Source organism: Pseudomonas sediminis, from assembly GCF_039555755.1.
GTDB lineage: Bacteria > Pseudomonadota > Gammaproteobacteria > Pseudomonadales > Pseudomonadaceae > Aquipseudomonas > Aquipseudomonas mendocina_D.
The window spans coordinates 634,863-661,655 of record NZ_CP154631.1; the positions used below are offsets into that span (position 1 = coordinate 634,863).

General features: G+C 60.9%; 24 protein-coding genes. 13 read left to right on the plus strand and 11 right to left on the minus strand.

The features are described from left to right. Nucleotides 1-384: 384 nt before the first annotated feature. Together cysZ and AAEQ75_RS03095 are read left to right on the plus strand one after the other, a co-directional pair. Complete coding sequence (cysZ, locus tag AAEQ75_RS03090; RefSeq protein WP_343350858.1) at nucleotides 385-1,116, plus strand: sulfate transporter CysZ; 732 nt, start codon at nucleotides 385-387, stop codon at nucleotides 1,114-1,116. Nucleotides 1,117-1,182: 66 nt separating this feature from the next. Beyond that, nucleotides 1,183-2,379: a glycosyltransferase family 4 protein gene (locus AAEQ75_RS03095; protein WP_343350859.1), complete on the plus strand. Its 1,197-nt coding sequence runs from the start codon at nucleotides 1,183-1,185 to the stop codon at nucleotides 2,377-2,379. 125 nt (nucleotides 2,380-2,504) lie between these two features. Here AAEQ75_RS03095 and AAEQ75_RS03100 read toward each other — a convergent pair whose 3' ends face one another. The 4 genes from AAEQ75_RS03100 to rluD form a co-directional block, all read right to left on the minus strand. After that, on the minus strand, nucleotides 2,505-3,614 hold the full coding sequence (locus AAEQ75_RS03100; protein WP_343350860.1) for an NADH:flavin oxidoreductase: 1,110 nt from the start codon (nucleotides 3,612-3,614) through the stop codon (nucleotides 2,505-2,507). A 27-nt stretch (nucleotides 3,615-3,641) separates the two neighbouring features. Beyond that, nucleotides 3,642-4,232 (minus strand): TetR/AcrR family transcriptional regulator, encoded by a 591-nt coding sequence (locus tag AAEQ75_RS03105; RefSeq protein ID WP_343350861.1) that lies wholly within the window; start codon nucleotides 4,230-4,232, stop codon nucleotides 3,642-3,644. Between the two features lie 132 nt (nucleotides 4,233-4,364). Continuing rightward, nucleotides 4,365-5,096 (minus strand): peptidoglycan editing factor PgeF, encoded by a 732-nt coding sequence (pgeF, locus tag AAEQ75_RS03110; protein ID WP_343350862.1) that lies wholly within the window; start codon nucleotides 5,094-5,096, stop codon nucleotides 4,365-4,367. Continuing rightward, nucleotides 5,093-6,067 (minus strand): 23S rRNA pseudouridine(1911/1915/1917) synthase RluD, encoded by a 975-nt coding sequence (rluD, locus tag AAEQ75_RS03115; protein WP_343350863.1) that lies wholly within the window; start codon nucleotides 6,065-6,067, stop codon nucleotides 5,093-5,095. The genes pgeF and rluD overlap by 4 nt, the downstream gene beginning before the upstream one ends. 138 nt (nucleotides 6,068-6,205) lie before the next feature. Here rluD and AAEQ75_RS03120 point away from each other — a divergent pair, with 138 nt between their 5' ends. The 4 genes from AAEQ75_RS03120 (at nucleotide 6,206) to AAEQ75_RS03135 (ending at nucleotide 10,552) form a co-directional block, all read left to right on the plus strand. Continuing rightward, the gene (locus tag AAEQ75_RS03120) at nucleotides 6,206-7,198 is read left to right on the plus strand and encodes an outer membrane protein assembly factor BamD (RefSeq protein WP_179575669.1); all 993 of its coding nucleotides are present in this window, start codon (nucleotides 6,206-6,208) and stop codon (nucleotides 7,196-7,198) included. 192 nt (nucleotides 7,199-7,390) lie between these two features. After that, on the plus strand, nucleotides 7,391-7,627 hold the full coding sequence (locus tag AAEQ75_RS03125; RefSeq protein WP_099522406.1) for a PP0621 family protein: 237 nt from the start codon (nucleotides 7,391-7,393) through the stop codon (nucleotides 7,625-7,627). Beyond that, nucleotides 7,617-9,209, plus strand: a complete 1,593-nt coding sequence (locus tag AAEQ75_RS03130; protein WP_343352318.1) for a sensor histidine kinase — start codon at nucleotides 7,617-7,619, stop codon at nucleotides 9,207-9,209. The genes AAEQ75_RS03125 and AAEQ75_RS03130 overlap by 11 nt, the downstream gene beginning before the upstream one ends. A gap of 2 nt (nucleotides 9,210-9,211) precedes the next feature. Next, a complete protein-coding gene (locus AAEQ75_RS03135; RefSeq protein WP_343350864.1) occupies nucleotides 9,212-10,552 on the plus strand; it encodes a sigma-54-dependent transcriptional regulator in 1,341 nt (446 codons plus the stop codon). A gap of 91 nt (nucleotides 10,553-10,643) precedes the next feature. On the opposite strand, the gene thiO is transcribed toward AAEQ75_RS03135, so the two are convergent. Beyond that, nucleotides 10,644-11,738 carry a glycine oxidase ThiO gene (gene thiO, locus AAEQ75_RS03140; RefSeq protein ID WP_343350865.1) on the minus strand — a complete coding sequence of 365 codons (1,095 nt, stop codon included), beginning with the start codon at nucleotides 11,736-11,738 and terminating at the stop codon, nucleotides 10,644-10,646. Between the two features lie 90 nt (nucleotides 11,739-11,828). On the opposite strand from thiO, the gene AAEQ75_RS03145 reads away from it, so the two are divergent. The 7 genes from AAEQ75_RS03145 to AAEQ75_RS03175 all read left to right on the plus strand — a co-directional run bounded on the left by AAEQ75_RS03145 (nucleotide 11,829) and on the right by AAEQ75_RS03175 (nucleotide 19,192). Next, nucleotides 11,829-12,338, plus strand: coding sequence for a GspH/FimT family pseudopilin (locus tag AAEQ75_RS03145; protein ID WP_343350866.1), 510 nt, complete (start codon nucleotides 11,829-11,831; stop codon nucleotides 12,336-12,338). Between the two features lie 109 nt (nucleotides 12,339-12,447). Next, complete coding sequence (locus AAEQ75_RS03150; protein ID WP_143506889.1) at nucleotides 12,448-12,939, plus strand: GspH/FimT family pseudopilin; 492 nt, start codon at nucleotides 12,448-12,450, stop codon at nucleotides 12,937-12,939. Then, complete coding sequence (gene pilV, locus AAEQ75_RS03155) at nucleotides 12,936-13,454, plus strand: type IV pilus modification protein PilV (RefSeq protein ID WP_343350867.1); 519 nt, start codon at nucleotides 12,936-12,938, stop codon at nucleotides 13,452-13,454. Before AAEQ75_RS03150 ends, pilV begins: the two co-directional genes overlap by 4 nt. A gap of 2 nt (nucleotides 13,455-13,456) precedes the next feature. Then, complete coding sequence (locus AAEQ75_RS03160; RefSeq protein WP_343350868.1) at nucleotides 13,457-14,179, plus strand: prepilin-type N-terminal cleavage/methylation domain-containing protein; 723 nt, start codon at nucleotides 13,457-13,459, stop codon at nucleotides 14,177-14,179. Further along, complete coding sequence (locus AAEQ75_RS03165) at nucleotides 14,176-14,736, plus strand: pilus assembly PilX family protein (RefSeq protein ID WP_343350869.1); 561 nt, start codon at nucleotides 14,176-14,178, stop codon at nucleotides 14,734-14,736. The genes AAEQ75_RS03160 and AAEQ75_RS03165 overlap by 4 nt, the downstream gene beginning before the upstream one ends. Nucleotides 14,737-14,768: 32 nt before the next feature. Continuing rightward, nucleotides 14,769-18,728: a pilus assembly protein gene (locus AAEQ75_RS03170; protein ID WP_343350870.1), complete on the plus strand. Its 3,960-nt coding sequence runs from the start codon at nucleotides 14,769-14,771 to the stop codon at nucleotides 18,726-18,728. Beyond that, on the plus strand, nucleotides 18,725-19,192 hold the full coding sequence (locus tag AAEQ75_RS03175) for a type IV pilin protein (RefSeq protein WP_343350871.1): 468 nt from the start codon (nucleotides 18,725-18,727) through the stop codon (nucleotides 19,190-19,192). Before AAEQ75_RS03170 ends, AAEQ75_RS03175 begins: the two co-directional genes overlap by 4 nt. A gap of 40 nt (nucleotides 19,193-19,232) precedes the next feature. On the opposite strand, the gene ispH is transcribed toward AAEQ75_RS03175, so the two are convergent. The 6 genes from ispH to murJ all read right to left on the minus strand — a co-directional run bounded on the left by ispH (nucleotide 19,233) and on the right by murJ (nucleotide 26,651). Further along, the gene (ispH, locus tag AAEQ75_RS03180) at nucleotides 19,233-20,177 is read right to left on the minus strand and encodes a 4-hydroxy-3-methylbut-2-enyl diphosphate reductase (protein WP_343350872.1); all 945 of its coding nucleotides are present in this window, start codon (nucleotides 20,175-20,177) and stop codon (nucleotides 19,233-19,235) included. Nucleotides 20,178-20,315: 138 nt separating this feature from the next. Further along, the gene (locus tag AAEQ75_RS03185; protein WP_143498154.1) at nucleotides 20,316-20,753 is read right to left on the minus strand and encodes an FKBP-type peptidyl-prolyl cis-trans isomerase; all 438 of its coding nucleotides are present in this window, start codon (nucleotides 20,751-20,753) and stop codon (nucleotides 20,316-20,318) included. Further along, the gene (lspA, locus tag AAEQ75_RS03190) at nucleotides 20,750-21,259 is read right to left on the minus strand and encodes a signal peptidase II (RefSeq protein ID WP_343350873.1); all 510 of its coding nucleotides are present in this window, start codon (nucleotides 21,257-21,259) and stop codon (nucleotides 20,750-20,752) included. Before lspA ends, AAEQ75_RS03185 begins: the two co-directional genes overlap by 4 nt. Continuing rightward, nucleotides 21,252-24,083: an isoleucine--tRNA ligase gene (gene ileS / locus AAEQ75_RS03195; protein WP_343350874.1), complete on the minus strand. Its 2,832-nt coding sequence runs from the start codon at nucleotides 24,081-24,083 to the stop codon at nucleotides 21,252-21,254. The genes lspA and ileS overlap by 8 nt, the downstream gene beginning before the upstream one ends. After that, nucleotides 24,080-25,030, minus strand: a complete 951-nt coding sequence (gene ribF, locus AAEQ75_RS03200; protein WP_343350875.1) for a bifunctional riboflavin kinase/FAD synthetase — start codon at nucleotides 25,028-25,030, stop codon at nucleotides 24,080-24,082. Before ribF ends, ileS begins: the two co-directional genes overlap by 4 nt. Nucleotides 25,031-25,109: 79 nt before the next feature. Further along, nucleotides 25,110-26,651, minus strand: a complete 1,542-nt coding sequence (murJ, locus tag AAEQ75_RS03205) for a murein biosynthesis integral membrane protein MurJ (RefSeq protein ID WP_143506897.1) — start codon at nucleotides 26,649-26,651, stop codon at nucleotides 25,110-25,112. Nucleotides 26,652-26,793 lie beyond the last annotated feature (142 nt).

Here is a 26,793-nt window from a genome sequence, read left to right on the forward strand (position 1 = left end):
AGGCCAGAATAAAAAGGGACTCTCGAAGCACTAGGGGAAGGCTTGGAATGTTGAGAGCCCCGCAAAAAGCGCACCTCTAAAAACTACCTGCGTTGTCATCGCTGCGTTAAAAACAGGCTCAAAATGCTCATTTACAGCTCGTAAACTGCGCTTTTTCGCCTGTGTTTGCCTTGCGCTGACTGCCTCGCCTACGTTTTTAGAGGCGCCCTAAAATGAAACTGTGCGCAAGGCTATCGAGGCGGCTGGCGAAGCGGAAATATCCATTGCCAATTCAGCGAATAGAATCCGCCTATGGCCGTCGGGTTGAACCCTACCCATGGCTGAACTTTCACCGCGCAGGCAAAGTCGGTATGGTCGCGCGCATCAACCACTCAGGAGACCGCCATGCCCGCCGCTCCCGTCCTGTCCGGCCCGCAATACCTGCGAGAAGGCCTGAGGCTGGTACTCAGCCCCGGCCTGCGTCTGTTCGTATTGCTGCCGCTGGCGATCAATCTGATCCTGTTCGTCAGCATGATCAGCTTTGCTGTGCAGCAATTCAGCGGTTGGGTCGACACCTTCATGCCCACCCTGCCGAGCTGGCTGAGCTTTCTGCAGTACATCCTCTGGCCGCTATTCGTGGTGCTGGTACTGCTGATGGTGTTCTTTACCTTCACCCTGCTGGCCAACATCATCGCCGCGCCCTTCAACGGTTTTCTTTCAGAGAAGGTCGAGGTGGTGGCGCGTGGCGAGGATCACTTCCCACCGTTCAGCTGGGCCGAGCTGGCGGCCATGGTGCCGCGCACCATGGGCCGCGAGATGCGCAAGCTAGGTTACTTTCTGCCACGCGCCATCGGTCTGCTGATCCTCAGCTTCATCCCGGTGGTTAACCTGGTCGCCGCGCCGCTTTGGCTGCTGTTCGGCGTGTGGATGATGGCCGTGCAGTACATCGACTACCCGGCGGACAACAACAAGATGAGCTGGCAGGACATGCTCGCCTGGCTGCGCGAGAAGCGCTGGCAAAGCCTGAGTTTCGGCGGCATCACCTACGCCGCGCTGCTGGTGCCGGGGCTGAATATCCTGATGATGCCAGCTGCCGTGGCTGGGGCGACCTTGTTCTGGGTACGCGAGCGCAGCTAACCGTCCATCACAAAAGCGCAAACAAACCGTCACAGTCATTACATGGCACAGGCAGAGACTGCGTATATGAACGCACCGTCTCTACATATCGCGCTGATCAGCGAAACCTTCCCGCCGGAAATCAACGGCGTGGCCAACACCCTCGGTCGCCTGGTCGACGGCCTGCGTAGCCGTGGCCACCGCGTGCAACTGATACGGCCGCGCCAGGACATCGACCACGCGCAGGACGCCGACGATGACCTGCTGCTGACCCGCGGCTGGCCGTTACCTGGCTACCCCGGCCTGCAATGGGGCCAGTCGTCGCTGCACAAGCTGCTCAGGCGCTGGCAGCGGCAACGCCCGGACGTGCTTTACATCGCCACCGAAGGCCCGCTGGGGCTTTCGGCATTGCGCGCGGCCAGGCGCCTGGCGATCCCGGTGGTCAGCGGTTTTCACACCAATTTCCAGCAGTACACCGGGCACTACGGCATCGGCCTGCTGACCCGGGCCATGACCAACTACCTGCGCTGGTTTCACAACCGCACGCAACTGACATTGGTGCCGAGCATTGGCCAAAAGGTCGACCTCGAACGCCGCGACTTTGAACGCCTGGCCCTGCTCGCCCGCGGTGTCGACAGCCAGCTGTTCCATCCGCGCCGGCGCAGCGACGCCCTGCGCGAAAGCTGGGGCCTGGGGCCGGATGATCTGGCCGTGCTGCATGTCGGACGCCTGGCTGCAGAGAAGAATCTCGGCTTGCTGGTCAAGGCCTTCAAAGCCTTGCGGCAGGCTCATCCACAACGCCGTATGCGCCTGATTCTGGTGGGGGACGGACCACTGCGCGCCAGCCTGCAGGCGCAGCTGCCGGAGGCGCTTTTCTGCGGTCTGCAGCGCGGTGAAACGCTGGCCGAGCACTACGCGTCAGGTGACCTGTTTCTGTTTCCCAGCCTGTCGGAAACCTTCGGCAACGTGGTGCTGGAGGCCCTGGCCTCGAGCCTCGGCGTGGTGGCGTTCGACCAGGCAGCGGCCGCCCAACATATCCATCACGGCCACAACGGCCTGCTCGCCCGTCCCGGTGACGAGGCAGGCTTCTGCGAAGCCGCCTGTGAATTACTGGGTGATGCGGAGGTACTGCGGCATATCCGCCTCAACGCCCGCCGACATGCCAGCCATCTGAGCTGGGACGGCATCGTCGCGCTGTTCGAACAGCACCTGCGCAGTGCCATGCAACCTCAGATCAGCGTTGAAGCAGCGCTTGCCGGTAGGGCGGGTGAAACCCGCCATTGAGACAATCTGGCGGGTTGCACCCGCCCTACGTGATCACATCCACTCAAGACACGCAGGCGTAAAAAAGCCCCGATGTGCCGGGGCTGAAACGGGGCGTCGGATCGCGACGCCCGATAGAAACGGACTCAGACCAGCGTGGTCAGCGCATCGCGGCTGAACGGCAAGATGTCGTGCTCGCGGCCTTCACGCACCTTCAGCGCCCAATCCGGGTCGACCAGCAACGCGCGGCCCACGGCGACCAGATCAAACTCCTCCTTGTTCAGGCGCTCGAGCAGGTTTTCCAGGCTGGCCGGCTCGGCCACCTTGTCGGTCTTGACCATGAACTGCAGGAACTCGCCATCCAGACCGACGCTACCGACGGTGATGGTCGGCTTGCCGGTGAGCTTGCGCGTCCAGCCGGCCAGGTTGAGGTCACTTCCTTCGAACTCCGGCTCCCAGAAGCGACGGGTCGAGCAATGGAAGATGTCTACGCCAGCGTCGGACAGCGGTTTGAGAAAGGCCTCCAACTGCTCCGGGGTCTGCACCAGGCGCGCGGTGTAATCCTGCTGCTTCCACTGCGAGAACCGCAGGATGATCGGGAAGTCCGGGCCGACTGCGGCGCGCACAGCCTGGATCAGCTCGATGGCGAAACGCGAACGCGCCGCCAGGTCGCCACCGTAGCCGTCGGTGCGCTGATTGCTGCCTTCCCAGAAGAACTGGTCGATCAGGTAACCGTGGGCGCCATGGATCTCCACGCCATCCATGCCGATGGCCTTGGCGTCGCGCGCAGCCTGGGCGAAGGCAGCGATCACCTCGTCGATATCGGCCTGGGTCATGCCATGCACGACCACCTGGCCGTCCTTGACCTTCTCCATCGGGCCAAAGCCAGGAACGTTGGCATCCGGCTCGGTGCCCAACTTGCGCACGTTACCCACGTGCCAGAGCTGCGGGACGATCTTGCCGCCTTCGGCATGCACCGCGTCGACCACCTGCTTCCAGCCAGCCAGGGCGTCTTCGCCGTAGAAACGCGGCACGTTCGGATAGCCATTGGCGGCCTTGTGCCCGACCGTGGTGCCCTCGGTGACGATCAGGCCTACACCCGCGGCAGCGCGGCGACGGTAGTACTCGACGACTTTGGCGTTGGGCACGCCACCGGGCGAGAAGGAGCGGGTCATCGGCGCCATGACCACACGGGTCGGCAGCTCCAGGTTACCGAGGCGGAACGGGGCGAACAGGGCTTGAACGGGAGCGCTCATGATCTTTCCTCTAGGGTTGAACGGTAATCAGGCCTGCAGCAAACGCTCCAGGCGGGTGACGAAAGCTTCCAGCGGCTGCAGGTTGCGACCCACCTTGAGGCGAGCCAACACGCCCTGCCAGGCGTCGCTGATAAAGGTAGCGAGGTTGCCGCAATCCTCGTCGGCCGGCAGTTCACCGGCGGCCTGCGCCTGCTCCAGGCAGTCGCGCAGAATGTCCACAGACGCCTGCTGAATCGCCGCGACCTCGGCGCCGATCGCCGGCAGCATCTCGCTCATCTCGAAACTCAGGCTACCGATGAAGCAGTGGTACTGCGGCGTCTCCTGGCGAGCGAAGTGCGCCAGCAGGTCAAGGTAATAAGCGAGGATGCGTGCACGCGGGCTCAGCGCCGGATCGTTCAGCGCCTGGGCATAACGCGCCAACCGCGGCCGATAGATGAAGGCCAGCGCCTGCAGGGCGAAGTCTTCCTTGCTGGCGAAGTAGTGATAGAAGCTGCCCTTGGGAATCCCGGCTGCCTGGACGATTTCCAGTACGCCGGTGCCGTGGTAGCCGCGACGCGTCATCACCGCCGAGCCCTTGCTCAGGATCAGGTCGCGCTTGTCGAGTCGAATGCTGTTCATGGCGCCGAGCATATGACCGGTCGTCTCGCTCAGCACAGCACTATTGATATTGGTGATTGAGGACTAGAAAACGTAGGGCGGGTGCAACCCGTCGCTAGCCGGTCAGGCGGGTTGCACCCGCCCTACTCAAGCTCAGGACTGCAGCCAGATCAGCGAGGCGAAACGCCCGGTGCGGGCACTGCGGCGATAGGAGTAGAAACGCGGGTCGTTGTAGCTACACAGTCCACCGCCGCTGACCGAGGTCACGCCGATGGCGGCCAGGCGAATGCGCGCCAGTTGGTAGATATCAGCCATGAACTTGCCAGCGTTGGCGCCGGGCACAAACGCCGCAGCAGCCTCGGCATGCTGTTGCACGAAGGCCTCGCGCACTTCAGCCCCAACCTCGAACGCAGCCGGGCCGATGGCCGGGCCGAGCCAGACCAGCAGCTCTTGCGGCGCGACATCCAGGGCTTTGACTGTCGCCTCCAGCACACCACCAGCCAGCCCACGCCAACCGGCATGGGCCGCTGCCACGCGGGTACCGGCGCGGTCACAGAACAGCGCTGGCAGGCAGTCGGCCGTCATCGCTGTGCAGGCGATACCCGGTGTGCTCGTCCAGTTGCCATCGGCTTCAATGACCACCGCCGGATCGGCCTCTGCCACAACAATGCCATGTACTTGGCGCAGCCAGGCTGGCTGGCAACCCAGGGCATCGACCAGATACTGACGATTACTCGCCACCGCAATCGGGTCGTCCTCGACATGATCGCCCAGGTTGAAGGTATCGAACGGCGCCGCACTGACGCCGCCGCTACGGGTGGTGACGCAAGCACGTACGTTGGCGGGCGCAGGCCAGTCGGGCGTCAGCCAGTCGTGGACGCTCACCCGACGAACGCCTCGCGATCCTGACGCAGCAGGGTCAGCAGCCAGACCAGATCACCCGGCAGTTCCGACTCCCACTTCATGCGCTGGCCGGTGGCTGGATGATCCAGTTCAAGGAAACGCGCATGCAGGGCCTGACGCGGAAACTCCTTGAGGCTCTGCACCAGAGTCGGGCTGGCAGCTGGCGGAATGCGGAAACGCCCTGCGTAGACAGGGTCGCCCACCAGCGGATAGCCAACGTGGCTCATGTGTACGCGAATCTGGTGGGTGCGCCCGGTTTCCAGCTTGACCCGCACATGGGTGTGCGAGCGGTAGCGCTCGAGCACGCGGTATTGGCTGATCGCCGGCTTGCCGCCATCGGTCACCGCCATGCGCTGACGCTGGCTGGAGCTGCGCCCAATCGGCGCATCAATGGTGCCGCCAGCGGTGATCACACCGATGCTGATGCATTCATAGATGCGGCTGACAGAGCGCTTCTGCAGTTGCTCGACCAGATTGGTCTGCGCCTGCAGGGTTTTGGCCACCACCATCAGGCCAGTGGTGTCCTTGTCCAGACGGTGGACGATACCGGCACGCGGCACATTGATGATGTCCGGCACATGGTGCAGCAGCGCATTGAGCAGAGTGCCGTCGGCATGTCCGGCTGCCGGATGCACCACCAGGCCTGCGGGCTTGTCGATGACCAGCAGGTGTTCGTCTTCATAGACGATGTTCAGTTCGATGTCCTGCGCGATCCACTCGCCCTGCGCTTCTTGCTCGGCATCCAGTACCAGCGTCGAGCCGGCATGCACGGTGTCACGCGGGCGCGCCACTGCGCCATCGACGGTCAGGCGACCTTCCTTGATCCAGGTGGAAAGGCGCGAACGGGAGAACTCGCCAAACAGCTGCGCAGCCACCTGGTCGAGGCGTTGACCGCCCTGTTCAAAGGGGACGATGGCCTGGAGTTGAATCAGCTGCTTGTTTATAGAAGTCATCTTCGGCAACGGCGGGAGCCTGGCCTTTGGTTTCGGCGACAGGCTTGTGGTTAAATACGGCGTCTTTGCCCCAGGGGTTTCCGGGGGCGCTCATCATAACAGGACGGCCGCGCGGCCGTCACAGGGACGCAAGCCGCCATGCAAGTGAAACACCTGCTGCTGATCGCCATCCTCGCCCTTACCGCCGCCTGCTCTTCCAAGCAGCCGGAGGTCGATGAAAACCTCAGCGAGGTGGAGCTGTACCAGCAGGCCCAGGCCGACCTGGACAACCGCAGCTACACCCAGGCCATCTCCAAACTGAAGGCGCTGGAGTCGCGCTATCCGTTCGGGCGCTACGCCGAGCAGGCGCAGCTGGAACTGATCTACGCCTACTACAAGAATGCCGAGCCGGAAGCCGCCAAGTCCTCCGCAGAGCGCTTCATCCGCCTGCACCCGCAGCACGCCAACGTCGACTACGCCTACTACCTCAAGGGCCTGGCCTCGTTCGACCAGGACCGCGGTCTCCTGGCCCGCTTCCTGCCGCTGGACATGACCAAGCGCGACCCGGGCGCCGCGCGCGACTCCTACAACGAGTTCGCGCAGCTCACCAGCCGTTACCCGACCAGCCGTTACGCCCCGGACGCCAAACAGCGCATGATCTACCTGCGCAACCTGCTGGCCGCCTATGAGATCCACGTAGCCCACTACTACCTGACCCGTCAGGCCTACGTCGCTGCCGGCAACCGTGGCCGCTATGTGGTGGAAAACTTCCAGGAAACCCCGTCGGTCGGTGATGGCCTGGCGATCATGACCGAAGCGTATCAGCGTCTGTCCCTGGACGACCTGGCTGCCACCAGCCTGGAAACCCTCAAGCTCAACTACCCTGACCATCCGAGCCTGGAAAGCGGCGAGTTCGTCCCGCTCGAAGAAGAGGCCGACAACCGCTCCTGGCTGGCCAAGGCCACCCTGGGCCTGATCGAAACCGACACGCCGCTGCCGCCGGGCGAAACCCGCGCCAGCCAGGACGTGATTCGCCAGTACGAAGACGCCGAGCAACAAATCCCGTCCGAACTGCAGCAAGACGCCAAGACCGGCGAAACCGCCAAAAAGCGTTCGATCTGGAGCTACCTGACCTTCGGTCTGTTCGACTGATCGATGCACGACAGAACAAGGGAGGCCTCGGCCTCCCTTTTTTGTGCCTGCGGATTTCATCCAGGCTCAGTGCCGCCGCTCTGACTTGCAGCTCGCCGCCCCGGAATCAGCTCACAGCCTGCCACCGCCCCTCTGTGCCGATGGTCTCAGCTTGGCTAAACTGCCGGCTTTAACCGGATAAAAGAGCACACCATGGGCCTGTTCCGCCTGCTGTTCTGGGTTGCCGTGATCTTCGCCGCAATCTGGATCTGGCGTCGTTTCATCAGCAAAGCCAAACCTACTCGCCCCACCGAGGACGCCGCAGCCCCCATGGTGCGATGCGAGAACTGCGGCGTGCATATTCCCAAGACCCAGGCACTGAGCCAGGATCAGCGCTGGTACTGCAGCCAGAAACACCTTGAGCAAGGCCCACACACCGGTGATCGCTGACACCAGCGTACAGAACAGCAAACAAGGGCAGCGCATCCTCAGGCTCTACCACTTCTATCGCCTGAGCATCGGCCTGGCGCTGATCCTGCTAATTTCCAGCAACCTCGACGAGCAGTTGCTGGACGTCGTGCATATCGAGCTATTTCGCACCGGCAGCTGGGTCTACCTGATCCTCAACATCTTCATCGCCGTGCTGGTGCAAAAGCCCAAGCACCTGGTGCAGCTGTTCAGCCTGGCGCTTGTCGACGTGATCTTTCTCTCGGCCCTGTTCTATGCAGCCGGCGGCACGCCCAGCGGCATCGGCAACCTGCTGGTGGTCGCCGTGGCCATCGCCAATATCCTGCTGCGCGGCCGCATCGGCCTGCTGATCGCCGCCATTGCCGCGATGGCGCTGATCTACCTGACCTTCTATCTCAGCCTCAGCCGCCCCGCCGCCGCCGCGCAGTACGTACAAGCAGGCGCACTCGGTGCGTTGTGCTTCGCCGGCGCTCTGTTCATCCAGGGCATCACACGCCGCCTGCAGGTAAGCGAGAGCCTGGCCGAACAACGTGCGGCCGATGTAGCCAACCTCGAAGAGCTCAACGAGCAGATCCTGCAGCGTATGCGCACCGGTATCCTCGTGCTCGACACCCAACATCGGGTGCTGCTGACCAACCAGGGCGCAAAGCAGTTGCTCGGGCGCGGTGAACTGACCGGAAAGATCATCGATCCGCACTGCCCCGAACTGGTCAAGCGTCTGCAGCAGTGGCTGCACAACCCAACCCTGCGCCCGGACAGCCTGCAGGCCCAGGTCGACGGGCCGGTGCTACAGCCCAGCTTCATTTCCCTTCAGCGCGGTGACCAGCAGCACACCCTGGTGTTTCTCGATGACATCTCGCAGATCGCCCAGCAGGCGCAGCAGCTCAAGCTGGCCTCGCTCGGCCGCCTGACCGCAGGCATCGCTCACGAAATTCGTAATCCGCTCGGCGCCATCAGCCACGCAGCGCAGCTACTGCAGGAATCGGAGGATTTGCACGGCCCGGATCAGCGCCTGGCGCAGATCATCCAGGACCACTCCAAACGCATGAACCTGGTGATCGAAAACGTCCTGCAGCTCTCCCGCCGTCGCCAAGCCGAGCCGCAGTTGCTCGACCTCAAGTACTGGCTGCATCGCTTCGCCAGCGAGTTTCGCAGCTCGGCCCCCGCCGACCGCCAGCTCCACCTGGAGGCACGCGGCGGCGGACTGCAGACTCGAATGGATCCGCACCAGCTCAATCAGGTGCTGACCAACCTGGTGCAGAATGGCCTGCGCTACAGTGCTCAGAAGCACCGCCTTGGCCAGGTCTGGCTGCGCCTGTTCCGCGATGCGGAAAGCGACCTGCCGGTACTGGAGATTCTCGACGACGGCCCCGGCGTGCCGCCCGAGCAGGAACCGCACATCTTCGAGCCCTTCTACACTACCGAGAACAAAGGCACCGGCCTTGGCTTGTACATCTCGCGCGAGCTGTGCGAGAGCAACCAGGCTCGCCTCGACTATAAACCTCGTGAAGGTGGCGGCAGTTGCTTTCGCATCACCTTCGCCCATCCGCGCAAACTGAGCTGAACATGAACCGTCAGAGAGCCCTGATCGTCGACGACGAGCCCGACATCCGCGAGTTGCTGGAAATCACCCTCGGACGCATGAAGCTGGACACCCGCAGTGCCCGCAATGTCAAGGAGGCGCGCGAGTGGCTGGCGCGCGAGCCGTTCGACCTGTGCCTGACCGACATGCGCCTGCCGGATGGTACCGGCCTCGACCTGGTGCAGCACATCCAGCAGCGCCACCCGCAGGTTCCCGTGGCGATGATCACCGCCTACGGCAGCCTGGACACCGCGATCAACTCGCTCAAAGCCGGTGCCTTCGACTTTCTCACCAAGCCGGTGGACCTCGGTCGCCTGCGCGAATTGGTCGCCACAGCCCTGCGCATTCGCGCGCCCGAAGGCGAGGAAACCCCAGTCGACAGCCGCCTGCTAGGCGACTCCCCGCCCATGAAGTCGCTGCGCAAGCAGATCCTGAAGCTTTCGCGCAGTCAGGCGCCGGTTTATATCAGCGGCGAATCGGGCAGCGGCAAGGAGCTGGTTGCCCGCCTGATTCATGAGCAGGGCCCACGCATCGAACAACCGTTCGTGCCGGTCAACTGCGGCGCCATCCCCTCGGAGTTGATGGAGAGCGAGTTCTTCGGCCACAAGAAAGGCAGCTTCACCGGCGCCATCGAAGACAAGCAGGGGCTGTTCCAGGCGGCCAATGGCGGCACCCTGTTCCTCGACGAGGTCGCCGACCTGCCGCTGCCCATGCAGGTGAAACTGCTGCGTGCGATTCAGGAAAAAGCCGTGCGCGCAGTCGGCGGCCAGCAAGAAGTAGTTGTCGATGTGCGCATTCTCTGCGCCACCCACAAGGACCTTGCCGCGGAAGTCGCTGCTGGCCGCTTCCGTCAGGACCTCTATTACCGCCTCAACGTGATTGAGTTGCGCGTACCGCCGCTGCGTGAACGTCGCGAAGATATCGCCCAGCTGGCTGACGTGATGCTCGCGCGCCTGGCCGATGGCACCGGCCTGGCCGCCGCCAAACTGCACCCCGACGCGCTGGAAAAACTGAAGAGCTATCGCTTCCCTGGCAACGTGCGCGAGCTGGAGAACATGCTCGAACGCGCCTATACCCTCTGCGAAGACGACCAGATCACGCCCAGCGACCTGCGCCTGGCCGATGCCAGTGGTCCCAGCAACGAGGGCGGCGAAGCCAGCCTGGCGCAGATCGACAACCTTGAGGACTACCTCGAAGACATCGAGCGCAAGCTGATCATGCAGGCGTTGGAAGAAACGCGCTGGAACCGCACGGCGGCGGCTCAGCGCCTGGGCCTGACCTTCCGCTCGATGCGCTATCGCCTGAAGAAGCTGGGTATCGACTAACCACGGATAACGCGCGTGTAGGAGCCGGCTTGCCGGCGATCACGATCGCAGCTTCAAACCCCGCAACCTTTGATGCGGGGCTGACGGCCCACTACTGCAACCGCCCTGTTGGCGCATAAGGCGCCGGGTCGATGATCGGCTCACGCCCAAGCATCAGATCAGCCAGCAACTGGCAGGACGCTGGCGCCAGCACCAATCCGTTGCGGAAATGCCCACAGTTCAGCCACAGGCCTGGATGCGTAGACACTTCTCCAATAAAGGGAATACCTTCCGGCGAGCCGGGCCGCAAACCGGCCCAATGTCCCACCACCTCGGCACCCTTGAGTGCAGGCAATAGTTCCTCTGCCGATGCCTTGAGGCTTTCCAGCGCATTATCGGTCGGCGTCTTGTCGAAGCCGGCGTATTCCAGCGTGCTGCCAATCAGGATATGGCCATCACGCCGCGGGATCGCATAGCGCCCCTTGGCCAATACCATGCTTGGCAGAAAATCCTCGGCGCACTTGTAGAGAATCATCTGCCCCTTCACAGGTTCAACTGGTAACTCCAGCCCAAGCGTCTTGAGCAACTCACCACTCCAGGCACCGGCCGCTAGAACCACGCGCTCGGCACGAATCTCGCCACCAGCGGTAGTCACGCCCCGAATCTGCCCATTCTCCTGAATGAAACCAGTGACCGGGCAATGCTCACGCAACTCCACATTCGGCATGGCCGCCAAAGCGGCTCGCAACGCCTTGACCAACCTGGGGTTACGCACATTGGCCACACCTGGCATATGAATGGCGCGCTTGAAGCCATCGCCCAGCACAGGCACCTGCTGATACGCCTCAGCGATATCCACCGCAAACAGCTCACGGCCCTGACGCCGAGCCCAGGCCAGCGCCTCGGCTTCATCATCCAGATCCAGCCAATACAACCCGGTGACATGCACCTCGGGATCGACACCCGTCTGCGCCAACAGACGCTGACCCAGACCCGGGTAGAAATCCTGCGACCAATGCGCCAAGGCCGTGACCGCTGCGCTGTAGCGCCAGGGATAGAGCGGCGACACGATGCCGCCGCCAGCCCAGGAGGATTCGCCGCCAACCCCCTGACGATCCACGAGCAAGACCTCCTCACCCGCTGCAGCCAACAAGCTGGCAGACAACAAACCTAAAGCACCGCCCCCGACCACTAACACTCGCCCCACATCGCCCTCTCATTTGCCAAGACAGTCAATCACGACTAAACCTTTACCTGTGCCAGGAACGCACGCAGCAGAACATAAAGGACTATACCCATGAAACGATCCTCACAGTCGGCGTTCAGCCTCTATGAACTTCTTGTCGCGCTGGCACTGGTCAGCATCGGTACCTCGATAGCCATCCCCAGCCTCGCAGCGCTACAACAAAAAAGCGAACGCGAGGCACTGCGCAATCACCTGCATGCATCACTTCATCATGCCCGGCTACAAGCCGTACTGCACAGGACAAGCGTAGAACTGTGCGGCTCCCGCGATGGAGTGACCTGCGGCAGCGACTGGGGTCAGGGTTGGCGCATACAGCTGATGCACACCCCGGATCAAGCCCTGCAAATCCAGCAACACCGCAGCAGGACACCGCTGCGCTGGGCGGGCTTCGACTCGCGCATACGCTTCCATGCCAACGGCACCAGCCCGTCCAGTAACGGCCGTTTCTTTCAATGCAAAGGCAACGTTGTTGCCTGGCAACTGATCCTCAATCGACAGGGGCGCGTTCGCCAGGCAAGCCATCTGGAAAACCTCGAAGAGGCCCATCGCTGCCAGGGTTGAACACACGCTGTAACCAGTCATCCGCTCCAGTCAGCCAGCCGTCCTGCGATGGCAGACAGACAAGGGACGTTATCGCAGTATTCGCTCGGACGTCCCTTAGGAGCAAAACATGTCACACCACCCTGACATGCGAGGATTCAGCCTGATCGAACTGATGATCGTGCTGGCATTGCTGGCTATCGCAGTAGGTATCGCAATACCCAACTTCGCCCGCCTGGTTGCCAACAACCAGATCGAGGCGCAGGCGCAGACACTCAACAGCCTGCTGCAATTCGCCCGCTCGCAAGCGGTGGTGCGCCGCACCTCGATACGGCTGCGTAACGATAACGCGAATAACTGGATCGTCGAAAACGCTGCAGATAACACGGCCCTGCGGCAGGAAAGCTTCAACCCGCAGCATGCCAGCATCACCAGCAGCCTGGCGCCCATTACGCTGACCTTTACGCCAAACGGCACAGCCGAAAGCGCTGATTTCGTCATCTGTCGCGACGGTAACGCAGCATTTGCCTATCGGATCGAAGTACAGCCCAGCGGCAGCACACGGCTGTTGCCGCGCGGCAAGAACAATCAAGGCAATGACCTGGGAGACTGCCAACCATGACCCAGCGCAACACACAACGCGGCTTCAGCCTGATCGAAGTACTGGTCACCCTGGTTCTGCTCACCGTTGGCATGCTCGGCCTGGTGGCCATGCAAGGCCGTGGCATCCAGTTCACCTCGGACTCGGTGGCACGCAACAACGCCGTCATGCTGGCGACCGAGATCATGGAGAAAATCCGCGCCAATCCGGACGCCCGCGACAACTATCTGATTGACGAGCTTGCAGCCGAGGGCGAATGCGAGGGCGGCCAGGTGGACGCGACCGACGTTGCCGAGCAACTCACCTGCTGGAGCGAGAAGGCGCGCATGCTGATGCCCGGCACGGCGGGCGACGATGACGACGCCGCAGCCGTACGCAATGCCTTCTACGTTTGCCGCTCGGTACAACCTGGCGTCTGCGCCGCCGGCGCCGGTTCGACGGTCGAAGTTCAGGTGGCCTGGCGCTCCAACGGCGAGACCTGTGGCAACGGCGCCGATCCCTTTATCTGCACCTTACGCCTGCGCGGAGAACTTTGACCATGCACAAGCAACACGGTCTTTCCATTATCGAGATGATGGTCGCCCTGCTGATCAGCAGTTTCCTGATCATCGGCATCACCCAGGTTTACCTGGACAACCGCGAGAACACCCTGTTTCAGCAAAGCCAGGGACAGAATATCGAGAGCGCGCGTTTCTCCATCCTGCTGCTGGAACAAACGCTGGCCAAGACCGGCTACCGCCGTCGTCCAGATGAAACCATGGAGGCCGCCTTCCCTTCGGCAAGCGGCGGTGCCTGTGACGGTATGGCTGCAGGGCAAGTAGTCAAACGAGTAAGTGCCAACTCATTTTGCATTCGTTACCAACCCGCCTTCCCCAATGCCCGCACCTGCAGCGGCGACAATATCGTCGGTATTCCGGCCAGCCCTTATATCGAGGCTGACCCGGTAACAGAGATCTTCAACCTCGCTAACGGCAACCTGACGTGCAATGGCCAAACCATTGCCACCGGAATTGCAGGACTGGGATTCGACTATGGCGTGAACTATAGCGAAGAAAAGCGTATCACCGAATACGTTCCTGAACCTGCCGAGAACGCCAATATTCGTGCCGTGCAGTTCTCCGTTATGGCAGCAAGTCCAACCGAAATTAGCAAGAGTGCTGGCAGCCACGTTTATGAATATTGGTTCGGCAACCAGCCTAACGACAAGCGCCTCTACACCATGCTATCCAGCAGCGCCAGCATGAGGAATCTGATGCCATGACACAGAATCGCCACCAACTTCTGGGCCAACGACGCCAGCAACAAGGTATTAGCCTGCTGATTGCCTTGGTATTCCTGCTGGTCATCACTGTTCTAGCCATAGCCAATATGCGCGAGGTCAGTCTGGAGTCACGAATCACCGGCAACATGATCGAAAGCAAACAACTGCTGAATGTTGCCGACTCCACGCTTCGCGATGGTGAGCGACGGGTGGTCGAATTTGGCCCGCAGGAACCGACGGATGACTGTGCAGGCCTGGCTCCGAAAAAGCTCTGCCTACTCAACCGCGACCCTACCTATGCAATCAATGCAACAGATGTCCAGGTTTACTCACCAAATGACGGCACCGAACTCTACGGCACCGCTCAGTGGTACGCACAGATTGCACCAGGGGGAGAGCTGCAGGGCGAATCCGAAAACCCGGAATATGGAAACATGTTATTAGGTATCGGGGTATTCCGCTACGAAGTCAATGGTACTGCCGAAAACAACAATATCAGTAGCGCTGTTCGCTCAACTGTAGCCCTGAACTCAAAGGGTTTGATCGAGAAAAACTAAGACGCCGTCAGCGATTACTTCAGGACAACGCCATGCACAAGCCCACACTTTCAAGCAAATCACTGCTCAGCACTCTAGGCTTTTTTCTCTATTTCGGCTGCACCTTTTCAGTCGGCGCCGCAGCGCTCAATATCAGCCAGAAGCCGTTGATTCTCAACGAAACAGTAGCCCCAAACCTTATTCTTACTCTCGACGACTCGGGAAGTATGCGCTGGGCGTTTGTACCAGACAGTATTAATGGGTTGCACAGCACACGCCGAGCAAAATCGGCCGACTTCAACCCGATGTACTACAATCCATCGGTAACCTATCGCATCCCCACACGCTATGATAGCGACGGCGACGTCTCAGCAACACCTTATTCCACCAGCTTTACAGCCGCATACAATAATGGCTTTAATACTGGCCGAGGAGCATACGACCTTAGCAATTCATATCGAGTCACTTGGACATACGACCCAAAAGGAACGCTACCAACCAACACCTCTTATGGTTACAACAGCACAGCGAACCGTTTCGGAGCAAACCCTGCCTCCGACTTCAACTTCGACACAAACACCTTTAACCTAAACCTCAGCAACGGACAAACTTCGGCTGTACTCACAACAGGCAACACAACATATACTGTCACACGAAACAGTAACAGCAGCTGCACCGCAAGCATCACCTCATACCCTTTACTCAACGTCTACTGCACCATCTCCAACACAAGTGCAAACAGCGCCACCTTCCGGGTTAGAACCACTGACACACGGACAAGTGGAGTTCCAGCTTACTACTACCTCTACGATGAGTCCCTGGCCAACTGCAACGCTAGCAAAACCAACGAAAACTGCTATCGGCTGGTCTTTGTTTCCGCCACCTCCGGAAAGCTTCGAACCGATGACAGCGCTGCTGGCACAGATGAACGCCAAAACTTTGCCATCTGGTATTCGTTTTATCGCAACCGTGCATTGGCGACATTGAGCGCCGCTCAAATCGCATTCTCCGACTTACCGGCAGAGGTTCGACTAACCTGGCAAAGCCTGGGCAACTGCACGAACTTCAACGGCACCAGCAGTGCTTGCAAGGACAATCGGTTGCGCGAATACACCAGCGCACATAAAGGCCAGCTATTTTCCTGGTTTCAAGATCCTCCATTCGATCAAGGCACACCACTACGAATAGCGATGCAAAGAGCTGGCGAATTCCTTAAGAGCCCGGTTGCTTGGCACAAGTATCCAAATGACTCCAGTCAAACCAACAATGCCGGCAACACTTATGCCTGCCGCCCCAGCTATCACATCATGATGACCGACGGCATATGGAACGGCGGGTATAACTCGCCCACCAACACCCTACGCGCAGACCACAGTAACTTTACTCTACCTGACGGCACCAGTTACAACGGAAGCCGCCACCCTTTTGCAGACGAGACAGAACAAACACTTGCTGACTTGGCAATGCACTACTGGGCTACGGATCTCAACCCAAATCTCTCCAACAGCCTTAGTCCTTATGTTCCATTCAAAAACGAGATTACGGCGACTCAATACTGGGATCCTCGGAACGACCCAGCGACCTGGCAGCACCTGGTCAACTTCACCATGGGCCTAGGCCTCACAAGCGCCTTGAATCAAGCAGGACTGGAATGGGATGAGGGAAAAGGCACATTTGGCGGTACAGGCTATAACAACTTGGCAAGCGGCACCAAAAACTGGCCTGCCGCAGGTTCAGACAGTGTCAATAACGTCTATGATTTGTGGCACGCGGCAATCAACTCGCGCGGAGAGTTTTTCAGTGTCGACAGTCCAGACGCTATGGTGCAAGCCTTCAAAGACATCCTGAATCGCATCGCCGACAGAACCGCCTCCGCCGCACGCCCCGCAGTATCGGCATCCTTCGTGTCTGATAATGATGGAACCAGCATTCAAAGCAACGTCTACGCGACGCAATTCTCCAGCCAGGACTGGAGTGGCCAACTGATCAAAACCCTGGTCGCCGGTAACGGCGAGCAAACAGTGCTTTGGAATGCTAAAACAGCCAACCAGAGCATCGACCCAGCCACTCGCAAGGTCATGATGGCAGACACCGGCAACTCAACAAATAAGCTGAAGAACTTCACCTGGAACAATCTGGGCTCTATGCAGAACCTGCTAAGCATCGACCCGGAAAGCTTGGTTGGAGCCAGCGATACTCGAGGTGCTGACCGTGTCGCCTATATTCGTGGAGACCGCAGTAAAGAGGGCTCAGCCAGTCCCTTGTTCCGCACCCGTAGCACTGTACTGGGCGACATCGTCAACTCCAGCCCAGTCGTTGTCGGCACTCCTGGCTATCTAGCTTATCTGGCCGACGCGATCGAAAACCCTGGCGGCGACAATAGCAGCTATAAAAGCTACGCTGCATTCCGCACTGCAAACCAAAAATCGGCTCGAAAGGAAATGATCTATGTAGGCGGTAACGATGGCATGTTGCACGGTTTCAATGCAGCAACCGGCCAGGAAGAGTTTGCCTTTATCCCGACCGAAGTAATCAAGAACCTCTATCGCTTAACCGGCCAAAACTATACCGGTGCGGAACACCGCTATTTCGTCGATGGCTCACCTATCGTTCGCGACGTTTATTTCGGCGACGGTAACGGCGAAGGTTGGCGCACAGTACTAGTCGGCACCCTTCGTGCCGGCGGCAAGTCTTTGTTTGCATTGGACATCACCGATCCAGAAAACATCAAACTGCTTTGGGAGTTTGACTCGACTACCGACACTGATCTTGGCTACACCTTCGCTCAACCGGAGATCGTGCGGCTACATTCGGGACAGTGGGCAGTGCTGATGGGTAATGGTTACAACAGCACCAACGACAAGGCTGCCTTGATGATCATCGACATCAAAAGCGGCAACCTGCTGAAGAAGCTCACCGTACCCGACGTCGTCGAGAATAACGTAACTTTACCGAATGGCCTCTCCAGCGTACGAGGCGCAGACAACAACGGTGATGGACTAGTCGATTATGCCTATGCCGGGGATCTGCAAGGAAACCTGTGGCGCTTTGATCTGCTACCGACTGAAAGTACGCCAGCCGGGACAGACCCCTTCTCGCGGACACTGGAAGCCCTCGAGAATGTCACCGTCGATGACTTCAAGATAGCCTACGGTGGCAAGCCATTATTTACTGCAAAAGACTCGAAGAGCGGTGTATTGAAACGCCAGGCGATCACCATTCAACCCTCTCTGGTTCGCCACCCGAGCTCTTACGGCTATCTGGTTCTAGTAGGTACCGGCAAGTACATCGAGAACAGCGATGCGAATGTCGATACGAGTCGAGCCATGACCCTTTATGGCATCTGGGATCGCAACACCAAGCGCCAATCGACCACTGACAATACGCCTAGAGCCACTGACCGCAGCCAACTGCAGAAACAGCAGTTTACCGATCAGGTCGATGGCGCCGTGATCGGCGACGAAAACCAAAGCGCGCAGAATGACATCCGCTTGCTTAGCCAAAATCAGGTTCAATGGTTCAAGACACCGACCCCGAATGACCCGAATCCTCCCGTAGCCCCGAAAGACGATGCTTCAGTCAACCTGTGGGGCTGGGCATTGGACATGGCAGTGGAAGGCTCCGGAGGGCAGAAGCTGACCGGCGAGATGATCATCAACAATATGGCTGCACGTGGCTCGACGCTGTTCCTCAGCAGCCTCACCCCAAACCAGGATCCTTGCCAGGCCGGCGCTGACACTTGGTTCTATGCAATCGATGCATTTACCGGCGGCCGTACCAAATTCAACGTGCTCGACCTTAATAACGACAAGATGGTGAGCCCACTAGACGCTTATGGTGATGCGAAGAGCGTGGTCTCCGGCGTACGCTTCCCGGCAGTCGGCGGTTTCACTCTGGCACCGGGCAACAAAGTATTCGGCAGCGACGGCGCCTCCGACCCGGCCACCGTCGGTGACGACCCCAATAGTAGCGGCCGCCAGAGCTGGCATATCGTGCCGGAGGAGTTTCAATGATTACGACTCAACAGCGCGGTTTTACGCTGATCGAACTCATGATAGTGGTGGCGATCGTCGGCATCCTGGCGGCAATCGCTATCCCCAACTATCAGGAGTACATCACGCGCAGCAAAAGGGCCGAGGGTATGGCGCTGCTGCAAGAGATGGCCGCACGCCAGGAGCGGTTTTACGCGCAGAACAACGGCTACGTGACCAATAACGCCAATATCGGCCAGTTGGTCAGTAATGCCGCGCAAGTCGTCGGCGCAGGCGCCGCGGCACGAATACGCTCGGAGAACGACTACTACCGAGTAGGTGTGGCCAGCGCAGCGGGGGATGGGGGCTACACCCTGACAGCCAGCCCAAACGCACCAACTTTCAGCGATGCTGCCTGCGGCAATCTCACCCTGAGCGCCATCGGCGTCAAAGGCCGCAGCGCCAGTGGCTCGGGCGCCAAAACCGTAGAACAGTGCTGGAAATAATGGCTTGATCGGCGGGAGCCACTGGCCCCCGCCTACTCGTTCACACCTGCCTGACCCGCAACTCCTTGGGCATGGAGAACGTCACGTTCTCCGGCCGCCCATCCAACTCCGTCTCCCCTTCCGCCCCCCAGGCGCGCAGTTGATCCACCACCCCACGCACTAGAACCTCCGGCGCAGAAGCACCAGCGGTGATACCAACACCCTTCACCCTTTCGAACCATTCGCTTTTGAGATCCTCGGCGCCATCGATCAGGTAGGCCGGCGTGCCCATGCGTTCGGCCAGTTCACGCAGGCGGTTGGAGTTGGAACTGTTGGGGCTGCCAACGACCAGCAGCACGTCGCACTCGCTGGCCAATTGCTTGACCGCATCCTGGCGGTTCTGCGTGGCGTAGCAGATGTCGTCCTTGCGCGGGCCACCAATAGCGGGGAACTTGGCGCGCAGCGCGTCGATCACTTTGCTGGTGTCATCCATGGACAAGGTGGTCTGGGTGACGAATGCAAGGTTCTCGGGGTTGCGCACCTGCAGTTCGGCGACGTCGACCTCGTCCTCGACCAGGTAGATGGCGCCGCCGTTGCTGGCGTCGTACTGGCCCATGGTGCCTTCGACTTCCGGGTGACCTTCGTGGCCGATGAGGATGCACTCACGGCCTTCCCGGCTGTAACGCACCACTTCCATATGCACCTTGGTCACCAGCGGGCAGGTGGCGTCGAACACCTTGAGGCCACGTCGCGCCGCCTCGTCGCGCACGGCCTTGGACACGCCATGGGCACTGAAGATGACGATGACATCATCCGGCACCTGATCCAGCTCTTCGACGAATACCGCGCCGCGCGCGCGCAGGTCCTCGACCACGAACTTGTTGTGCACCACTTCATGGCGCACGTAGATCGGCGGGCCGAAGACTTCCAGGGCGCGGTTGACGATTTCGATGGCACGGTCGACGCCGGCGCAGAAGCCACGGGGATTGGCGAGTTTGATATGCATGCTGGCTGTCTCGGTATTGATCGGGGATCGCACGACGCTATGGTTCGATCCCGGAAAGGTACAGCCTGCGCGGGATCAGGGCAGGCTGCAACAAGAGCTTCGCGGCTGAAGCCGCTCCTACAAGAGCGGCAGCACGGGCTAGAGCGCCTTGACTTCGATGATTTCCACATCGAAGTCAAGCACCTTGCCGGCCAGCGGGTGGTTGAAGTCGATGGTGACCTGCTTGTCGTCGAACGCCTTGACTACACCCGGCAGCTCGGCATTGGCGGCGTCGTTGAAGATCACCAGCAGGCCTTCGGAGAGCTCCATGCCCTCGAACTGGCTGCGCGGCATGATCTGCACGTTCTGTGGGTTGGGCTGGCCGAAGCCCTGCTCCGGTTGTACCTGCACGCTGCGCTTGTCGCCAGCCTTGAAGCCGTACAGCGCCTGTTCGAAACCAGGCAGCAGGTTGCCGTCGCCGACTTTGAAGGTCGCCGGTTGCTTGTCGAAGGTACTGTCGATCACATCGCCGTTTTCCAGCTTGAGGGCGAAATGCAGGGTCACTTCCCTGTCCGGACCGATGCGTACGTCTGTCATTGCGCAGCCTCCTTCGCGGACTTGTCGCTCTTGAACATATCCAGCGCCAGCAGGATGGCGCCGATGGTGATGAAGGTGTCGGCCAGGTTGAATGCCGGGAAGAACCAGCGGCTCTGCCAATGCACCAGAATGAAGTCGACCACATGGCCAAGCACCACGCGGTCATACAGATTGCCCAGCGCGCCGCCCAGGACCATGGCCAGCGCCACGGCCAGCAGGGTCTCGTGACGCTTGAGGCGCTTGAGCCAGATCACCAGCACCACGCTGACGACTATGGCGATGGCGGCGAATAACCAGCGCTGCCAGCCCGCGGCATCGGCCAGAAAGCTGAAGGCCGCGCCGGTGTTGTAGGCCAGGGTCCAGTCGAAGTAACCCGGAATGACTTCGATACGCTGATACATGCTCAGCGTGCCCTCGAAGATGTCCTTGGTCACCCGGTCGACCACCAGGATCAGCACGCTCAGCACCAACCAGGGCAGATGCCCGAAACGCGAGGACTCAGGCATGCTTGCGCACCTCTCCCTCGCCTTCGATGTTGCTCACGCAACGGCCGCACAGCTCCGGATGTTCAGCATGACTGCCGACATCGGCGCGGAAGTGCCAGCAACGGCCGCACTTGGCGTGGGCGGACTTGAGGATCTTCAGCTTCAGGCCTTCGACCTCGGTCACCACCGCATCGGCCGGCGCATCGGCCAGCGGCGCGGTCTGCGCCGCCGAGGTGATCAGGGCGAAACGCAGCTCGTCGCCGAGCTTGGCCAGGTCGGCCTGTTTGGCCTCGTCGCAGAACAGGGTGACCTCGGCCTGCAGGCTGGCACCGATGGCCTTGGCCGTACGCAGGTTCTCCAGCTCTTTGTTGACCGCGGCCTTGACCTCCATCACGCGGTCCCAATAGGCGCGGTCCAGTTCGAAGCCTTCCGGCAGGCGCTGCAGACCGGTGTACCAGGTATTGAGCATCACCGACTCGTTGCGCTCGCCCGGCAGGAACTGCCAGATTTCCTCGGCGGTAAAGGCCAGGATCGGCGCGATCCAGCGCACCAGCGCCTCGCTGATGTGGAACAGCGCGCTCTGGCAGGAGCGGCGTGCCACGCTGTCGGCGGCGGTGGTGTACTGGCGGTCCTTGATGATGTCCAGGTAGAAGCCGCCCAGCTCCTGCACGCAGAAGTTGTGCACCTTGGAATACACGTTCCAGAAGCGGTAGTCGGCGTACGCCTCGATGATCTCTTCCTGCAGGCGCAGGGCCGCGTCGACGGCCCAGCGGTCGAGGTCGAGCATCTGCTCGAGCTGCAGCAGATCCTTGGCCGGATCGAAACCGTTGAGGTTGGCCAACATGAAGCGCGCGGTGTTGCGGATACGCCGGTAGGCATCGGCACTGCGCTGCAGGATCACCTTGGACACGGCCATCTCACCGGAGTAGTCGGTGGAGGCGACCCACAGGCGCATGATGTCGGCGCCCAGGCTGTCGTTGACCTCCTGCGGGGCGACCACGTTGCCGAGGGACTTGGACATCTTGCGGCCGTTCTCGTCGACCACGAAGCCGTGAGTCAGCAGCGCCTTGTACGGCGCGTGACCATCGATGGCGCTGCCGGTCAGCAGGGAGGAGTGGAACCAGCCACGATGCTGATCCGAACCTTCGAGGTACAGATCGGCGCGCGGGCCGTCGGTGTGACCCATGTCGTGGGAGCCGCGCAGCACGTGCCAGTGCGTGGTACCGGAGTCGAACCACACATCGAGGGTGTCGTTGATCTTGTCGTAGTCAGCTGCTTCAGCGCCAAGCAGCTCGGGGCCGTCGAGTTTGAACCAGGCTTCGATGCCCTCTTGCTCGACGCGCTTGGCGACCTCTTCCATCAGCTCGACAGTGCGCGGGTGCAGCTCGCCAGTGGCCTTGTGCAGGAAGAACGGGATCGGCACGCCCCAGTTGCGCTGACGCGAGATGCACCAGTCAGGACGACCGGCGATCATGCTGTGCAGGCGCGCCTGGCCCCAGGCCGGGACGAACTGAGTCTGCTCGATGGCTGCCAGCGCACGCTCACGCAGAGGCGCACCTTGCTTCGGCTGGGTATCCATGCCGACGAACCATTGTGCGGTGGCGCGGTAGATCAGCGGCGTCTTGTGACGCCAGCAGTGCATGTAGCTGTGCTGGATTGGCTGATGCTTGAGCAGCGCACCGACTTCGGCAAGCTTCTCGACGATGGCCGGGTTGGCCTTCCAGATGAACTGACCGCCGAAGAACGGCAGCTCCGGGGTGTATACGCCATTGCTCTGCACCGGGCTAAGAATGTCGTCATTGCTCATACCGTAGGCTTTGCAGGTACGGAAGTCGTCCTCACCATAAGCCGGCGCCGAGTGGACGATGCCGGTACCGGCGCCCAGCTCGACGTATTCGGCCAGGTACACCGGCGAGAAACGCTCGTAGAACGGATGACGGAAACGGATCAGATCCAGTGCGGCGCCCTGCGCGGTCGCGATCACCTGACCTTGCAGACCGTAACGCTGCAGGCAGGACTCGACCAGTTCTTCAGCCAGCAGCAGGAGACGCTCGCCGGTGTCGACCAGCGCGTAGGTGAACTCCGGATGCACGTTGAGCGCCTGGTTGGCCGGGATGGTCCAGGGCGTGGTGGTCCAGATGACGATGGCGGCCGGTTTGCTCAGCTCGCTGAGGCCAAAGGCGGCGGCCAGCTTGTCTGCATCTTCGATTGGGAAGGCAACGTCGATGGCATCGGACTTCTTGTCCTGATACTCCACCTCGGCCTCGGCCAGCGCCGAGCCGCAGTCGAAGCACCAGTTCACCGGCTTCAGGCCCTTGAACACGAAGCCCTGCTTGACCATCTCGGCCAGGGCGCGAATCTCGCCGGCCTCGTTGGCGAAATCCATGGTCTTGTAAGGGTTGTCCCAGTCACCCAGCACGCCGAGGCGGATGAAATCGGCCTTCTGCCCTTCGATCTGCTCGCCGGCATAGGTGCGGCAACGCTCACGGGTCAGGTCCGCCGGCTGATTCTTGCCGAAGGTGGTTTCGACCTTGTGCTCAATCGGCAGGCCATGGCAGTCCCAGCCTGGGACATAGGGCGCGTCGAAGCCGGCCAGGGTCTTGGAACGGGTGATGATGTCCTTGAGGATCTTGTTCACCGCATGACCGATGTGGATGCTGCCGTTGGCATAGGGTGGGCCGTCGTGCAGGACGAACTTCGGCCGATCTTCGCCAATCTTGCGCAGCTTGCTATACAGACCAATCTCGTTCCAGCGCTGCAGGGTCTGCGGCTCGCGTTGCGGCAGGCCGGCCTTCATCGGGAACTGGGTATCGGGCAGGTTCAGCGTAGCTTTGTAGTCGGTCATTTCGGGCTCTTCATCAGCGGGTGGCTCTGCCAATATTCACGGGCAGCGGCGATATCAGCGGCAATCGCCGCCTTCAGGGCCTCCAGCGAGGCGAAACGCTGCTCATCACGCAGCTTGTGGTGGAAAGCCACCGAGAGACGCCGGCCATACAGATCGCCGGCAAAATCCAGAAGATGCACTTCCAGATGGGCGCTGCCGTCACCGGCAACGCTGGGGCGCACGCCGATATTGGCGACACCCGGTTGAATCACGCCATCGACTTCACAGCTCACCAGATAAACACCGGTCAGCGGAACCTTGCGCCGCTTGAGCTGGATATTGGCCGTTGGTGCATCGAGCTGGCGACCGAGCTTCTGCCCGTGCAAGACCCTGCCGGCGATGCGGAACGGCCGGCCGAGCAAGGCTTCTGCCAGTTCGAAATCGCCATCGGCCAGGGCCTGACGCACGCGCGTGCTGCTGACTCGGCCACCGAGCACTTCGACCGTGGTCGAAGCATCGACGCTGAAGCCGTAACGCTGGCCGGCGGCCTTGAGAAATTCGAAATCGCCGGCGCGGTCGCAGCCGAAGCGGAAATCGTCGCCGATTTCCAGATCCTTCACGCCAAGGCCATCAACCAGCACACGCTGGACGAACTCGGCAGCCGACAGCTCGCGCAGGCGGCGGTTGAAGGCCAGGCACAGCACCATGTCGACGCCTTCGGCGGCCAACAGGGCGAGCTTGTCACGCAGGCGGGTCAGACGCGCCGGCGCGGTGTCCGGGCCGAAGAATTCACGCGGCTGCGGCTCGAAGATCACCACACAGCTGGGCACGGCCAATTCCGCAGCACGCTCACGCAGGCGCGCCAGGATGGCCTGGTGCCCACGATGAACGCCGTCGAAATTACCGATGGTGACCACACAGCCCCGCGCCTGGGGCTGCAGGTTATGAAGACCTCGAACCAGCTGCATAGCACGCTTCTTGTTCACAAAGTGGCCGATTATACGCACAGCACGCCATGCACAACAGGCATCGCGATGGGTGAAATCGCTACAACGCCCGCCGGGCAAAATCACGCGGACGGAAGCCCAATATGAGCAGCATGCCGAAGTAGGCAATCAGCCCAGCGGCCACCAGCGCGCCGAGACGCAACAGGCGCACGAGCATCTCCCCTTCTGCCCAGACAGGCATCACCTGCAACAGCCCCAGCAACACAGCGACCATCACCGCCACCGCAACCACCAGCTTGAACAGGAACAGCCCCCAGCCCGGCAGCGGCTGGAAGATATCGGCGCGGCGCAGTTGCCAGTACAACAGGCCGGCATTCAGGCAGGCCGCCAGGCTGATCGCCAGCGCCAGGCCGACGTGCGCCATCTCCAGGCCAAACACGAACAGCGCATTCATCACCTGGGTGGCCAGCAGGCTGATGATGGCAATACGCACCGGTGTCTTGATGTTCTGCTGGGCATAAAAGCCTGGCGCGAGGATCTTGATCAGAATCAACGCCAGCAGGCCGACCGAGTAGGCCACCAGCGCCCGCTGGGTCATCAGCGCATCCTCTGCACCGAACTTGCCGTACTGGAATAGCGACACCACCAGCGGCTCGGCGAGAATCGCCAGCGCCAACGTGCAGGGCAGTACCAACAGAAAGCACAGGCGCAGCCCCCAATCGAGCAGACGACGGTACTCGTCGCGATTCTTGCTGGCGTAGGTCTTGGAGAGTGCCGGCAGCAAGATGGTGCCCAGCGCCACGCCCAGCACACCCGAGGGCAGCTCCATCAGGCGGTCGGCGTAATACATCCAGGACACCGAGCCAGCCACCAGGAAGGAGGCGAATATCGTGTTGATGATCAGCGAAATCTGACTCACCGAGACGCCGAAGATAGCTGGCCCCATCTGTTTGAGCACGCGCCAGACACCCAGATCACCGAAACTCAGGCGCGGCAGCACCAGCATGCCGATCTTTTTAAGGTGCGGCAGTTGCCAGAGCAGTTGGGCCAGGCCGCCGACCAGCACCGCCCAGCCGAGAGCCATGATCGGCGGGTCGAAATAGGGCGTCAGAAACAGCGCGAAGACGATCATGCTGACGTTGAGCAGCGTCGGCACGAATGCCGGCACCGAAAAACGGTTCCAGGTGTTGAGAATGGCGCCCGCCAGCGATGACAGGGAGATCAGCAATATATAAGGAAAGGTCACCCGCAGCAGATCGACGGTCAGCTCGAAGCGCTCGGCCTCATCGGCAAAACCCGGCGCCGTGGCCCAGACGATCCAAGGCGCTGCGAGCACGCCGATGGCCGTGACCAGCGCCAGCACCAGGGTCAGCAACCCCGATACATAGGCAATGAAGGTGCGCGTAGCCTCCTCGCCCTGTTGCATCTTGTACTCGGCCAGAATCGGCACGAAGGCCTGAGAGAACGCCCCTTCGGCAAAAATACGGCGCAGCAGGTTGGGCAGCTTGAAGGCCACCACGAAGGCGTCCGACGCCACTCCGGCCCCAAAGGTGCGGGCGATGATGGTGTCGCGCACGAACCCCAGCACGCGCGAAACCATGGTCAGTGAACTGACGGCAGCCAGGGACTTGAGGAGATTCATGGGGTATTTCGGCTTCCATAAAGAGGTGCAGTAGCGGACAATCCGCCGCCCAACGAAGGCGTCGAGTGTAGCGAGCCACCACTGGTCAGGCCAGCACAGGAAAGCGTCATCAGACTTGACAGCAGGCAGATGGATCGGCATG